This window comes from Streptomyces sp. NPDC031497 (assembly GCF_055580905.1).
This window is the reverse complement of record NZ_JBVIKO010000013.1, coordinates 65,900-80,748: the sequence shown is the minus strand read 5'-3', so window position 1 is coordinate 80,748 and position 14,849 is coordinate 65,900. Positions and strand designations below refer to the sequence as shown.

At 73.0% G+C, this 14,849-nt stretch carries 5 protein-coding genes (1 of these 5 cut by a window edge); 1 reads left to right on the top strand and 4 read right to left on the bottom strand.

Annotation, left to right across the window (positions count from 1 at the left end):
- Positions 1 to 111 precede the first annotated feature (111 nt).
- Positions 112 to 756, top strand: a complete 645-nt coding sequence (locus tag ACZ5K7_RS25925) for a sigma-70 family RNA polymerase sigma factor (RefSeq protein ID WP_351710703.1) — start codon at positions 112 to 114, stop codon at positions 754 to 756.
- A 28-nt stretch (positions 757 to 784) separates the two neighbouring features.
- On the opposite strand, the gene ACZ5K7_RS25920 is transcribed toward ACZ5K7_RS25925, so the two are convergent.
- From ACZ5K7_RS25920 to ACZ5K7_RS25905, 4 genes are all read right to left on the bottom strand, one after another.
- Positions 785 to 3,517: an ATP-binding protein gene (locus tag ACZ5K7_RS25920; protein WP_468916638.1), complete on the bottom strand. Its 2,733-nt coding sequence runs from the start codon at positions 3,515 to 3,517 to the stop codon at positions 785 to 787.
- Positions 3,518 to 3,613: 96 nt separating this feature from the next.
- Complete coding sequence (gene eccCb / locus ACZ5K7_RS25915) at positions 3,614 to 7,627, bottom strand: type VII secretion protein EccCb (protein ID WP_468916636.1); 4,014 nt, start codon at positions 7,625 to 7,627, stop codon at positions 3,614 to 3,616.
- 40 nt (positions 7,628 to 7,667) lie between these two features.
- On the bottom strand, positions 7,668 to 8,066 hold the full coding sequence (locus tag ACZ5K7_RS25910; RefSeq protein WP_351710697.1) for a YbaB/EbfC family nucleoid-associated protein: 399 nt from the start codon (positions 8,064 to 8,066) through the stop codon (positions 7,668 to 7,670).
- A 183-nt stretch (positions 8,067 to 8,249) separates the two neighbouring features.
- Positions 8,250 to 14,849: the end of a lonely Cys domain-containing protein gene (locus ACZ5K7_RS25905; RefSeq protein WP_468916633.1), read on the bottom strand. It continues 37,848 nt past the right edge of the window; the window shows 6,600 of its 44,448 coding nt (coding positions 37,849-44,448); its start codon lies off the right edge, out of view; the stop codon is at positions 8,250 to 8,252.

Here is a 14,849-nt window from a genome sequence, read left to right as displayed (position 1 = left end):
ACTGAGACGGCGCTCTCCCGTACCTCCGGGATCTCAGTGAGGCTCACGGATGTCTCCGTATCCCCACTGGCGCAGGCTCGTCCCATCGGTCGGCAAACGATGGGGCAGCTCATGACGACGGCACTCGCACCCGAGGCAGGCACGTGCGCACCGCAGTCCGCGGAACAGAAGATGCGGATGATCTACGACGTCAACAAGAACTCCCTGATGCGCAGTCTGCTCGGCTGGACCCAGGGGGACCGGGCGGCGGCGGAGGACCTCGTCCAGGAGACCATGCTCCGGGCGTGGCGGAACCTGGACATCCTCCCCGACGATCCCCGGGCGGTACGTCCGTGGTTGCTGACGGTGTCGCGACGGCTGGCGATCGACATGCTGCGCGCCCGCTCGGCGCGTCCCACCGAGGTGGAGGACGACCCGCTGGAGTCGATACCGGTGGCGGCGGAGCCGCTGGAGCAGGTCCTCGACCGTCAGGTGCTGCGCACCGCGCTGGCCGGGCTCTCCGCGACCCATCTCGCCGTGCTGACCCAGGTCTACTTCCTGCACCGGCCGGTCCGGCACGCGGCCGAGGCGCTCAACGTCCCGGAGGGCACCGTGAAGTCGCGCACCCACAACGCCCTGCGGGCCCTGCGTGAGGCGCTCGGCGACCGCAACGGGGCGACCCCGCGGGCGCGTACGGCGGCACGCGGACACACCTCGTCGGCCCCGGTCCGCTGTCATCCGGGTCAGCGCCCGGCTCCGGCCCACGCCCCGTTCTGAACCCAGGCACCGAGCGCCGGGGGCGCGCTCACGCCTCCTCACGCCGGACATGCAGGGCGACCTCGTGGCGGGAGCGGATCCGGAGCTTGGTGAGGATGTGGGAGACATGGGTCTCCACCGTCCGGCGGGACAGCAGCAGTCGCCCGGCGATCTCGGGGTTCGTCAGCCCCTGCCCGACGAGTTCCGCGACCCGCCGCTCGGTGCCGGTCAGCGCCTGCCAGCCGTTCTTCGGCCGCTGCCGGGCGCCCCGCACCCCCGGGCGGACACCGTAGGGCCGCAGGCGGGCGGTGGCCCGCCGCGCGTCCCACTCCGCGCCCAGCGCCATGTACACGTCCAGCGCCTCGGCGAGCGTGGCACGGGCCGCCGTGAGATCACCTCCGGCCGCCTGTACGACGGCCGCGTCCTCCAGGGCGTTGCCCAGTGCCGCCCGCCGTCCGGAGGCACGGTAGTACGACGCGGCGGCCAGCACCGGCGCCGGTTCGCCCGCCAGCATCCCGGCGCACCAGCCCAGTTCCACCCGTTGCCCGCTCTTCGCCGACGCCGCGCACACCCGGGCGACGGCCCGTAGCGAGGCCAGGTCGCCGCACTCCTGCGCGGCCCGGACCAGGACGGGCAGGAGAGCGTTCGCATCGATCACCCGTTCCCCGCCGTCCGAGGCCAGGTACGGCATGAGCACCTCGACGACCCGCTCCGGGCGAGCGGCGTGCTCGGCCTCGAGGGCCCATGCCCGCAGGATGCCCGCGGAGTCGACCGCCCGCTCGTCCAGGACCCGCCGGTCACCGAGGGCCGCCAGTTGCCGGGAGGCCTCCCCCCAGTCGTCGCGCTGCCCGGCGATCAGGGCCCGCAACGCCTGCCCGGCGCCGGGCAGCCGTATCGAGTCAGGGACGTCCGGGGCCGGTTCGAGTTCCGCGAGGGCGTCGTCCCACCGGCCCGTCGCATAGTGCAGTTCGGCGATCCGGGTGCGCAGCGCGCCGACCGCTCGGGGCCTCGCCGTCTGCTCGGCCGACGTGAGGGCCTCGCGCGCCGTCGCCTCGGCCTCGGTGAAGCGATCGAGCGCCATAAGTACGGCCGAACGGTCGCCCAGCGCCGCGAGCCGCAGGTCGACGAGTTCCTCGTTCCCGGCGGCGAGGGCGAGGATCTCGTCCGTGGTGGCGAGGGCGCCGTCGAAGTCGTGGGTGAGGGTGCGCAGTACCGAGCGCGTGTACAGGGCCTGGGCCGTGGTGAGAGGGTCGGTGAGTCGCTGCCCCTCCGTGCGGGCCTGCTCGGCGGCCTGCCGCGCCTCGTCGCTGCCGGCTCGACCGACCAGGGCCGTTGACAGCAGCGCCGCGTCGCGGGCCCGCCACAGCGGTACGGCGTGCTCGGCGGCGTCGGCCAGGACCGTGGCGGCCTCCTCGCGCCGACCGGCGCGTAACAGGGTCGAGCCGAGGAACCACGCGGCCCGCCCGGCCCGTTCGGTACCGCTGACGACGATGTCACGGGCCATCCGCTCCGCCTGCTCGTCCAGGCCCAGACGGAAGGCCACGGCAAGGAGCCGGTCCTCGACGTCGGCGCGGCGCGGATCGGCGCCGTCGAGCCGGGCCAGGGCGTGCTCCAGCAGCCCCGCCGCACTCTCGGGGGCACGCACCGCCAGGGCGGCCGCGTTCTCGGCGATCCAGCCCGCCTCCCAGCCCTCGGCCTCCGCCAGTACCGGCACCACCAGGGCGGCGACGCGCTCCACCGGAGCGCCGGCGGCGATCAGCGCCTGCGCGGCGTGCTGATGCAAGGCGGCTCGTAGGGCGGTGGGCATCGTCTCGTAGAGGGACTGTCGTATCAGCCCGTGCCGGAAGCGCAGTCCTGCGCCGTCGGCTTCCACCACGCCTGCGGCCAGGGCCTCGTCGACCGCGCCGGCCAGGGCGGCAGGCGATTCCCCCGCCACCGTCGCGAGCTCGGCGACCGAGAAGTCCGGGCCCAGGACGGCCGCCGTGCGCAGCGTGTCGCGGGTGGGTGCCGAGAGGAAGTCCAGCCGGTCCGCGATCACCGGGGCGGGCCACCCCACGGTCTCCTGGGGGACATCGGCGACCCGTTCCGCCCCGTCCGTCTGCGACCGGAGCAACTCCCCTATGTACAAGGGGTTGCCGGCCGTCGACGCCAGCAGCCGGGAGAGCCGCGGCCCCGGAGCGCCGCCCAGCCGCTCGGTCGCCAGCTTCACCACCTCGGGCTCCGCGATGCCGTCGAGTACGACGACCATCCCGCCGGAGTCGATCAGTTCGTGGCGCAGCCGCTCCAGTTCGGGCCGGACCGGTACGGGGCGGCGGGTCGCCACCAGCAGCAGGGGCAAGCGGGTTGCCGCCCGGCTCAGACGCTCCCACAGCAGCAGGCTCGCCTCGTCAGCCCAGTGCAGGTCCTCGATCGCCAGTGCCAACGGGCCGGAGGCGCACAACCGGTCCACCAGACCGGCGAGTTGCCCGATCGCCGTCGTTTGCGGGTCTTCGGCGGACGGCCGCTGGTGCCAGGCGGCCAGCCCGTCCACTCCGAGCGCCTGCGCGGGCGCCCGGAGCGGGAACCGCTGGGTCACTTCCTCGCACTGCCCGCGCAGCACCCGCAAGCCCTGCGGCTCGGCGGCGGCGAGGCCGGCCGACAGGAGCGCGGACTTACCGATCCCGGGCTCGCCCTCGATCAGCAGAGCCCGCCCGCGCCCCGCGCCGGCGTCGGCCGACAACGCGCCCATGAGGGCGAGTTCGGCGTCCCTGCCGACGAAGGACGCCGTCGATTGCACCGCCATGGGGGCAGCGTAGCGATCACCGACGAGACGGAGGTTCCGCGCACGTGAACGTTTACCGTTCCGCTTCCGTCGCAGGGCTCCGTCTCGCCGGTCTCCTCACGCCTCCAGGGCCACCTGGATCAGGGTCGGCGGAGCCTGTCGGCCGATCAGGACACCTCGACCGGGCGGGCGTTGGGCCGCGCGCTCGCTGCCGAGCACCACGCCCTCGCGTGGATCCCCGGACAGCACCAGACCGGCGGTGCCCAACTCCTTCACTCTCGTGAGCAGTTGCTCGGACATCGCACCACGGGCGCTGCCGGCGACCCGGCGGGCCACCACCAGGTGCAGGCCGATCTCACGCGCCTGTGGCAGGAAGTCCATGAGCGGATTGAGCGGCGACGTACGGCCGTTGGAGACCAGGTCGTAGTCGTCGACCACCACATAGAACTCCGGGCCGGTCCACCAGTCGCGCCGTCGCAGCTGCTCCATCGTCACGTCCCGCGGGGGCAGCCGCTCGGTGAGCTTGGCGACGACCTGCTCGACGTAGACCTGCGCCGCGTTGGCATCACCGATGTAGGCCCCGACGTACTCCTCGTCCACCGCCCCCATCAGGGCGCGCCGGTAGTCGACGACGATGAACCGGGTCTCGAACGCCGTGCGGCGCCCGGCGAGCCCCTTCATCCAGCCGCGCAGGAAGCTGGACTTGCCGGAGCCGGCGTCACCAAAGACCAGGAAGTGCGGGTCGGCGTCGGTGAGGTCGAGGTGTACCGGGGCGAGGTCGCTCTCGGCGATGCCGATCGGCACGCCCGGGGCCGTGTTCTCCTGCGGGATCCGCCTCGCCAGCTCGGCGGCGGTGAGCCGCTCGGGCAGCATCCGGATCGGCGGTGCCACGGCTCCCGACCAGGAGGCCGCGAGCTTGCCGATCGCCTCCTCCTGCGCCTCGGCGAGGCCGTCGGCGGTGTCCTTGCCGTCGAGCCGGGGCAGCGCGACCTGGAACTGGATGCCGGGCGGCGCCATGCCGCGGCCGGGGGCGGAGAGCCCGAAGGCGCGGGCCGCGCGGCGGTTGATCTCCGAGTCTCCCGGGTCGTTCAGGCGCAGTTCGAGGCGTGCCGAGATGGCGTCGCGCAGCGCCGTCCGGATGTCGGCCCAGCGGCCCGCGGTCAGCACCAGATGGACGGCGACGCCGAGGCCACGGCCCGCGATGTCCAGGACGGCCGCGTCGATGCCCTCCATCTCGCCGCGTACCGCACCCCAGTTGTCGATCACCAGGAAGACGTCGGCGGAGCGCATGCCCTTGGGCAGCCGGTCGGTGTTGCGCATCCGCCGGAACTCGTCGGCGGAGTCGATGCCGAGGTGGCGGAAGAGCCGCTCCCGTTCGGCGATCAGCTGGCGCACCTCGGCCAGTGCGCGCCGGGCGCGGGCCGGGTCGTGCCGGCCGGCCACCCCACTGACGTGCGGGGCCCGTTCGAAGGGCTGGAGCGAGCCGCCGCCGAAGTCCAGGCAGAGGAACTGCGCCTCGGCGGGCGTGTGGGTGAGCATCGTGGAGAGCATCAGGGTGCGCAGGAAGGTGCTCTTGCCGGTCTGCGGGGCACCGACCACCGCGAGGTGGCCGGCCTTGGCGAAGTCCGGTACGAGCGGCTGCTGGAGCTGCTGGAGCGGTACGTCCAGGACGCCGACCGGGGTGCGCAGTGCGCCCTTGTTCTGCCACCAGTCGGCGGACATCCCGCGCTCCGGATGGACCACGACCGGTCCGGTGAGGTCATCCAGGGCCAGCGCGGCGGGCAGCGGGGGCAGCCACACCTGGTGGGCCAACTGGCCTGCCGTACCGAGCCGTTCGACGATCACCTGCATCTCGCTCGGCCCCTCCAGCATGGGGCGCGCCCGCTCGCGCTGCTCCTCCGGCTCCGCGTCGGGATCGGGCGGCAGCCGCAGCGCGAAGTGCACGGGAGCGGTGGGCGGCGGCCCTGCGGCGAGGGCACGCAGTTCCTCCGACAGGTGGACCCCGGAGACATGCGCGACCCGGAAGCGCTCCAGGACCGTCTCGGCGACCTTGAGGTAGGCGGAGCCGGGGATCGGCGGCAGCCGGTAGGCGTCCGGGGTGCCGATGACGACCCGGGACTCCGCCGCCGAGAAGGTGCGCAGGCAGATCCGGTAGGAGAGGTTGGCCTCCAGGCCGCGCAGCCGCCCCTCCTCCAGGCGCTGGGTGGCGAGCAGCAGGTGGATGCCCAGAGAGCGGCCGACCCGGCCGATCTGGACGAAGAGGTCGATGAAGTCGGGTCTGGTGGCCAGCAGTTCACCGAACTCGTCCACGATGACCAGCAGATACGGCAGGGGCTCCAGCGGGCGGCCGTCCGGTCCGGTGGCTCCGGCGGCGCGGCGCAGCTGGTACTCGCGGACGTTGTCTATGTTGCCGGCGTCGCGGAGCATCTTCTGCCGCCGCTGCTGTTCGCCGACGAGGGCGTCCTTGACCCGGTCGACCAGGGCGACCTCGTCCACCAGGTTGGTGATCAGGCCCGCCACGTGCGGCAGGTCGGTGACACCGGCGAAGGTCGCGCCGCCCTTGAAGTCGACCAGGACCAGGCTGAGGAGTTCCGGTGAGTGGGTCATGGTCAGACCGGTGACCAGGGTGCGCAGCAGCTCGCTCTTGCCGGAGCCGGTGGCGCCGACGATCAGGCCGTGCGGGCCCATGCCGCCCTGCGCGGACTCCTTGAGGTCCAGGACGAGTTGCTGGCCGCCGCTGTCGAACCCGATCGGCATGCGCAGCACCTCCTCGTCCGCCGCTTCGACCCACAGCGACTCGGGGTTGAAGCTCTCCAGGTCGGCGATGCCGAGCATGCTGGGCAGCGACATGGTCTGGGCGAGGATCTCCTCGCCCTCCGCGGACAGCCGCAGCGGTGCCAGCGCCCGGGCGACGGCCTCGCACAGCGGCAGCTCGGCGCGGGCCGCGACGGCCATGTCGACCTGTGAGCGGGTGTCGGCGCGGCGGCCCTCCACGGTGACGATGCCCTGTGCGTCGAGGCGCACCCGGATGTCGGCGCGGGTCGGCTCGTCGCTCTCCTGGTCCACCAGGCAGATGACGGTGAGGGCGCTCTGCGGGCCGGCCGCGGCGAGGAGTTCGGCGGCGAGCGGCGAGCGGGCCCAGGCCGCCCGGGGCAGGTAGCGGTCGAGGACGACGATCAGGCGGCGCCGGGTGTCCGGGCCGTCCCGGTCGGTCAGGGACAAGCGGCGGGACGGCTGCTGGGCGGCCGCCTCCAGGGCCTGCTGGAGATGGTCGGCGATGCCCTCGAAGTCCTCGGCGACCAGGGTCACCACGCCGGCTTCCCCGCCGGTGTCGGGTTCATGGGTGTGCGGCAGCCACTTGGCCCAGTTCCAGTCCTCGCCGCCGGTCGCGATGGCGATGCCGACGTCGTCCGGCGCGTGCAGTACGGCGATCTGGCAGAGCAGGGCGCGCACCGCCTCGCGGGCCACCTTGGGCGGCCCGAGCACACTGACCACACCGGCCTTCGCGAGGTCCAGTACGGCGGGCTGGTCGCCGACCACGGACATCGAGTCGACCAGCCGGTCGGCCGCCGTCTTGGCGCGCGGGTCGTACTCCACTGTCGGGTCGTTGCGGGTGGACATCCGGATGGGCGTCGACAGCGGCGCGTTGCCCGCGCCTACGGACACCTTCAGGAAGTCGGGGTCGGTGACCCGGCGTTCCCACACGCGGCGGCGCTGGGACGCGATCGCCCACAGCCGGCGCGGCGAGGGGAACTGCCAGGCCGCGAGGGTGCGCTGGCTCTCCGCCACCTGGCGGGCGGCCCGCCGAACCTGGACGAGATGGTCCAGGTAGCGGTCGCGGGCCCGCAGCTTCTGTTTGCGGGCCTGTCCGCGCATCTGCATCCGTACGCCGACGGTGACGCCGATGGACAGCACGACGAACGCGATGCCGAGCAGGACCAGCATCCGCCGGCCGCCGGACATCAGATAGGCGGCCATGCTGATGCTGGACAACAGCGGCATCAGCAGCATCAGCCAGCTGGCGTTGCTGTCCTTGCCGACCGGCTGCGGCGGCGCGGAGAGCACCACCGGGTCGGTGGGCAGCGTGGGCGGCACCACCCTGGCGGGCCGGTGGAAGATGATCCGGGACATCAGAGCTCCTCGACGCTCACGGTCTGCTGCACGGGCGCGGTCACCGCCGGGAACGGCGCTCGGGGAAGCGCGGTGCGACGGCGGGCCTCTTCTTGTCGTTCTGCTCGCCGTTCAGCCCGGCCAGAATGTCCTGCAGGCCGCCCGTGATGCCCGACATGACCTCGGTGCGCTGTTCGGTGACGGTGTCGTGGGCGCTGTCGATGGCCTCGACGAGGAGCCGGACCAGCCGCTCCGGGTTGTCGGGGTCGATCACCGACGGGTCGATGCGCAGGTCCACGACCCGGCTCTCGGCCGAGAGGGTCGCGGTGACCATGCCGTCCGCGCTGTGGCCCGTGGCCTCGACGTTGCGCAGGTCGAGCTGTGCGTCGGCCACCGTGCCCTGCATCCGCCGGGCGTGCTTCGCGAGCTCGGAGAAGTTGATCTGCTCATACTCGGGCATCCGGCCGTCTTCCTCTGAGGGTTCCGAATGAGTTCCTGCCAACCGCGGCGGCCGCGCCGAGCGCTGTTGTTCCGGCTGCTCGGGCTTTCGACCGCGGTTGTTCCAATGAGAGATACGGATGCGAGGCCCGAACGGGTCTCTCCCGTTTCGCCGGGCCCCGCATCTCCATGTCACGTCTCCGTGTCACGTCTCCGTGTCAGCGCGACGGGTCGACGGGCAGATGTCGAACGGCTGGTGCAGGGTGCCGACGGTGAGCATGGCGCGGCGGTTCAAGGTGTTGGCGACGACTCGGGCCAGCGCCATGCCCGCCAGGGAACTGCCGCCGTCCTGCATGGTCAGATGCAGGTCGACATGACCGACCGCCAGTCCCTGCCTCGCCAGCTCCGCCTTGATGTGCTCGGTCAGCCTGGCCCCCAGTGCGGGCGCGGCCTGTTCACCCGTCGCCGTGTCACCTGCGGCGAGCGACTCGTGCAGATCCCGTAGCTCGGCCGCCGCTACCGCGTCCTCCACCCTGAACACCCGCTTGTCGAGCACCGGCTCGATCGGCAGCCGGAGTGTGGGCCCGGCGGGGAGCGCGGGCGCGTGCGTTACGTCCGATCCGTCGTCGTAGGGCCGGTAGTGCGGGTTGGGCAGCCACTCGCCGAGGGTGTTCTCCTCCTTGCCCGTGCCGGGGACGATCGTCCAGGCGCCCTTGAGGTAGCGGGACGCGATGCCACCCGCGAAGGCGGCCTCGACCGCTCCGGCCGCCGGGTAGGAGATCCCGAACGCGCCGAGCGTTCCGGCGACGTCGATCCCGGCGGGTGCGTCGACCTCCCAGACATGGCCCGCGCCCAGCCGCTGCGCCGCCGCCTCACGGGAGGTGCCGGCGACCACGAAGCCGTGGCCTGCGCTGTCCCGGTCCCCCATCTGGGCGTAGGCGACGAGGTCCAGGCCGGTGCCGGCGGGCACCAGGCCTTCGGCGAGGACCGCTTCGGGACGACCGTCGTCCGCGACGAAGAAGTGCCGTCCCGGGGAGAGCAGCGGCGGCGGAATGATGTCGGCCGCGTGCGCCGGCACAGCGGCATTCGGCATCGGCCCCTCGACAAGGTCCACGGCCGGGACATTCACCGACGCCCTGACACCGTCCACCGCGCCGGGGACGGTGTGGATCAACGGCTCACCGGCCGGCCGGGGGTCTGCCGTGCCGCTCTCCTGCGACGGCGCGGCGGGCGTGTCCCGGGCCGGCTCCGGTGCCCGCCCGGCGTCCGTGGCCGAGGCGGGCGCAGGCGTCGGCTCCTCCCCCTGCCCGGCCGGACGCGAGGCGGCCGGACCCGGCTCGCCGAACACGTCGGGCAGCAGGGCCTCCAAGCCGTCCGCCACCGCGTACCGGCCGCCTGCGTCCGGCTCCTTCTGCAGCGGGAGCATGCCGTACAGACCGCCGGGCGCGATCACCCGCAGGACACCGCGCGGGCCCTGGAACTGGAACTCCACGTCGAAGCGGTACTGCCGATAGCGGCGGGTGCCGGTCCGGTTGTTCACCTCGGTCTCGTCCAGCCGCCCCGACTCCTCGACGGAGTCGTCGACCTCATGCTCGTACGGCATGAGTGCCAGGAACGCCACGTCCTCGCCGTCGGTGCCGCCGGCCTGGGGCCCGAGGCTCCACACCAGGCCGCCGCCGCGCTTGACCTCCTCCTTGGCCTCCTCGTCGTCCTGCGTGTAGTGGCGCGCCTTGAAGCGGGACCCGTCCTTCGGCCCGATCGCCTCGGCCTTGAGGATGTTCATGCCGACCAGCACGGTGCGGTCACCGACCGGCAGCGGTCCTTCGCCGAGACCGCGGCTGATCAGTCGGTCGCCGCCCACCGGCACCTGGTAGGCGTGGTCCAGCAGGTCACCGATGTTGGACAGCAGCATGCCGGCGCCGGTGAAGTGCTGGTACCGCATTCCGGTGGGGTGGCTGAAGTCGAGGCCGGGCACCTGCCAGGCGCCGGGCGCCGAGAGGTCCTTCGGCGGCCGGAAGGGAGACCCCGCGGTCGCCGCCCAGCGGGCCACCGCGGCGGCTCCGGGAAGCGCCCATGGGTGCAGTGCCTGGGCGAGGATGTCGTACGGGCTCTGTTCCCTGGCCGCATGGACCTGCGACGCCTGTGGCGCCGGGTGCCAGGCGGCTCCGGTGCCGTGGACCGGGGTGAGGTCGGGGGCGGGACCGTCCCAGACCAGGCCGGCGGGGACCACGACGCGTACGTCGCCGGTCGTCTTCTCGTCATGGTTCCAGACGAAGGGGCGGCGGGAGTGCCACAGCTCGGCCGCCTTCCTGCCCTGCCGGACGGCCCGCCCCGCACCCAGCACCGCCGCCTTCGCTCCGCGCAGCGGAACGTCGAGGATCTCGGGCGGTTCGGTGCTGACGCCCATCTCCAGGGTGAAGGTCAGCGGGTACTCGAACTCGTGCGAGGCGTCCTCGGGGGCGGCCCGGTAGATGTCGAGATACCGCTCGGCCTTGTCGGTCGTGCGGTGCCCGCCGCCCTGGTAGCCGACGCTGCCTTCCAGGCCGCCGCCACCGTGCTGGTCGCCGCCGACGACATGGCCCTCGACCCCGCCGCCGTAGCGGGAGCCCCGGGTGACTGCCGTGCTCTCCTCGTCCTGCGTCTGGGAGCGCACGGTCAGCTTCACGTCCGGCCGGGGCCGGTCGGAGACGGCCTGGCCGGGCTGGGCCGTGACCCTGACCCACAGGTACTGGGTGGCGCCGAAGGCGCGCGGCAGCGGGAGCCAGCGGACCACACCGGTGCCGCCGATCAGCAGCCGGTACTGGTTGCGCAGGGCCTCGCCGGAGTACGACGACACCAGTTCACGCAGCAGCAGATTCGGCCGCTCGGCGTCCTGGTCGTCTCCGGTGCGCAGGATTCCGCGGGCCCGCAGCCGGTTCTTGATCCGGTCCAGGACGTCGTCGGCGTGCATCCGCTCCGCGTAGCCGGTGCCGGGCAGCAGCGCCGGGTGGACGTGGTGTTCCGCGCCGCCGCTCGGGGCTGCCTGCGGCGCGAGGCCCGCCAGTTCGGCCAGACCGAGGTCGGCGACCAGCCTCTCGGGAATCTGAGTGTCCAGGGCGTCCCGGACCCGCAGGTAGCGGGTGCTGCTGCTGGTCTTGTCGCCCTTCCAGCGGAGCAGGGTGACCTCGAAGACGGGATCCATCCGGAAACCGTGCGAGGCACCGCTGTAGACGGCCTGGGCGATGTCCATCTGCGACCGCTGGAGGCCCTTGCGCCGTTTGCGCTCCGGGCGGGCGCTGCCATGGAGGTGGAAGCCCGCGGTCAAGAACGGCTTGTCGCCCTTGCCGTGTTCCGCCCCGGCCTCCGGCGTCGGCTGGGCACCCCTGCTGGCGAAGCCGTGACCGACATGGAACTGCGGGCCCAGCGAGCCCTCGGGACCTCCGCGCCAGCCGTGTTCCTTGCCCCGCTTCAGACCGCTGTCCCCCTGCATGTACTGCGCCAGCTCGGCGCTGTCGACGGGCGACTGGTGCCGCGGCCGGTAACCGCGCACCCGCAACCGTACGACCTGCTTCCAGCCGTCCTTTCCGTCGGGCAGCGCGACCAGACGGCCGGACGTGCCGGTCTCGTCGGCGAAGTGCGAGGCGAGTTCGGAGGGCGAGGCCAGGTCCTTGATCTCCCCGGGCCAGTTGAACCGGTCGTCGAGCCGGCTCTCGGGCAGGTCGTTGGCCCGGGCATACATCCCCGCGGTCATCCGCGCCAGTTCGGGCAGGGCGAAGAAGGCGGGGAAGACGCCGGAGGTGCCGCCGTGGGCGAAGTCGACGTGTTCGTCGTCCGGCCAGAAGAGCAACTCCTCGGACCGTCCGGCGAGTTCGACGGTCTCCGCGTCGAGGGGCCGGTCGGGCACGAACTCGTGCGGGATCGCGATCCTCGCGGCGGTGTCGCTCGGCTGCTTGATCCACCAGGCGTCCGAGTCCTTGGGGGCCGGCCGGTCGATCCACCAGCGGTGCGTACGTCCGCCGGCGACGGGGCGTACCGCCAGTTCGTAGACGACGTCGTAGAGGTGCTCGTCCACCTCGCCCTTGGTGACGGCACGCCGGAAGGACTTGACCGTGCCGTCGAACTCATGGCCGTCGCCCTGTTCGTAGCGGGCGTCGGCGCCGAAGTGGCCGAGCTGGAAGCGCATCCAGTCCTCGACGTCGAACCGGGCTCCGGCCCCCGCGCCCACCTTCGCCGTCCAGCGTCCGCCGCGGTGGCCTCCCACCTGCGCGGACTCCTGGGCCCGTGAGTCGACCTTCATCGGGTAGGTCGCGGGCGTGTCGCTGACCCGTTCCCGCAGGTGTGCCTGGGCGAAGAGCTGGTACTCGCGCCCGCCGACCCGCACGGTGTGCTCCACGCCGTACATGGCCTGGGTCAGGTCGCTCTCCAGCGCGGGCCTGCCGAACCAGACGGACAGGTCGAGATCGGTCTTCGACCAGTCGGTCTTCTTTCCGCGTGTGGCGGCGGTGTGCAACTCCACCAGTTTGGCGCGCAGTTGGTCGTGGACGAGTTCCGCGCCGGGCAGCGACACCTGCTTGCCGAAGCCCAGTCCGCGCCGGGCGGCCAGGGCCAGCGGCTCCCGCGGATGCGGCGCGGGCAGCGGGTCGTCGAGGTGGGCGGGACGGCGGTACGCGGACTCCGGCAGCGTGAGCGCGGCCTCCCGCAGCAGCGCCCGCACATACGGCCGGGCCGCCACCGGGCCGTCCTCGGGCCGGGCGGTCTGGCGCAGCGCCGGGGTGTGCACCCGGCCCAGCAGCCGCTGTTCGAAGCCCGGGGCGTCCTCGCGCGGCACGGCGACCTCGCTGTCGACGACCTCGCGCACCGGTTCGACGGTGTGTCCCGGCCAGCGGATCTCCACTGTGATCCGCTGACCCGCCAGATAGCGGCTCACCTGGCCCTTCAGCTCCAGCCGGGTACGTCCGCCCGACTGCTCGGTCAGGCCGTGCCCGGTTTCGCGCTCATAGCCGAAGGTGACGCCGAGCCCCGGCGCGGCACCGGTGACCCGGCCGCCCTGGCCCTGGGCGTGCGGGGTGCCCGCGGCCTCCCCGCCGGGGTGGGCGGAGTCCGGGTGGTGCAGACCCACCACGTCGACACCGAAGCCGGTCGCGGCCTTGCTGACCGCCTGCCGGCTCTGCCCGGCGGAGGTGGCGGTGCCGGTGTCCTCACGGGTCTTCGACTTGGTGTCGCCGAGGTACTGGACCCGGTCGATCGAGGCGCTGATGACGAAGTGGCCCTCGAACCACTGCGTCAGCCCGGCGGAGTTGCGCCGCAGCGGGACCCGCACCTTCTTGGAGACGACGCCGTTGCTGCCGAGCGTGCGGCTGCGGTTGCGCACCGACTGCTCGTTCAGTACCTCGAGCACCTCTTTCATGACCGCCTCGACGGCCGTGGCGGGCAACCCGGCGGCGAGCAGCCGTCGTTGCAGCGAGGCGACGACCGGGATCAGGTCGATCGCGTTCAGCACCTCCCGGGCCGCGGACGACGATCGCCGGGCACTCTTCCCACCGCCTACGAGGGGTGCCTCGGCGTCCGGGCGGGGGCCGCCCTCGGCGGACAGCTGCTTCGGGAGGTCGAGGACGAGGCGGCCGGGGGCCACCACGCCGTGCGGGCGTTCCACGCCGTCGACGAAGACCAGTACCTTCACCCCGCTGTCGAAGCGGGTGTACTTCTTCACCAGCAGCTTGCGGCCCGCGGTGAGGGTCCGCTTCCAGGACTCGGCCCAGGAGTTGGCGGTCTTCGCCTCGAACCTGGGCAGGCCCGGGAGCACCGCCGACGCGGCCTGGGACCCCAGCGTCAGGACGGAGAGCATCATGGCGTCCAGACCCCGGGTGACCTCGTGCTCCGTCTGTCCACCGGTCGTGGTGGACGCGAACGCGTCCCCGTAGACGCGTACTTCGCCCTTCGGCGGTTGCGTGCCCGGTACGACCCCGGCCGGCACCGGCCGCAGCCAGACGAGCCGCCCGTCCACCACCAGCGTGTGACCGCTGCGCAGCAGCCGCTCCCAGTCGTGTTCGGACGGGTTCAGCAGGAGCTCCCGTACGGCACGTTCGATGCCACGTCCCAGCTCCGGGCTGTCACCCTCCGCGCGTACGGCGTCGGTGACCTGCCGGGCGGAGAGCTCGCGCCCGCCGTCGTCCTCCCACGGCTGCACGGCGGCCACGGCCGCCTGCCCGAGCGCCCGCCGTTCCAGATACCAGGGCGCCTCGAAGGCCTCCGCGTCCTTCGGCTTCTTCTCCTTCTTGGGCTTCTGCGCCTTCTCCGTCCGCGCGCCCAGGACGGGTGACGGCGGGGTGACGCGGATGGCGGGAACGGGGAGAGCGACGCCGCCCTCCGGCTCGGCCGCGGTGCCGGGGCCGTGCTCCTCCGCCCCGGACACCTGAGCGCCCTCGGCGGGCAACGCACCGGCGGCGACGGGCTCTTGGGCGGTGGACGGCTCGACGGCATCAGGTGCGAAGACGGTCCATGCCAGGACGTCGTCCAACTCGCCGGCCGTCGCGAGGACCGGCGCCTCCAGGTGTGCCGCGACCTGGTCGGCGAACGGTGCTTCCCCGGTCGTCCCCGGTGCCCCGGCGCCGGGCAGCAGCAGCGCGGCCGGCTCCCCGGGCTCCCACTCGGTGTTCTCGCGGATCCACTGTGCCGTCCCCGCGGCATCCCGCGCCTGGCCGTCGATGACGGCGGAGGACGACCCGGGCTCGTACCGTCCGTGCACCGCGCTGAGGTTGGGCGGTGCTTCGCCGGCGGTGAGGTCGAGCGGCTCCCCGGCCGGATCCGGGTCGGTCGCCCTCGACCG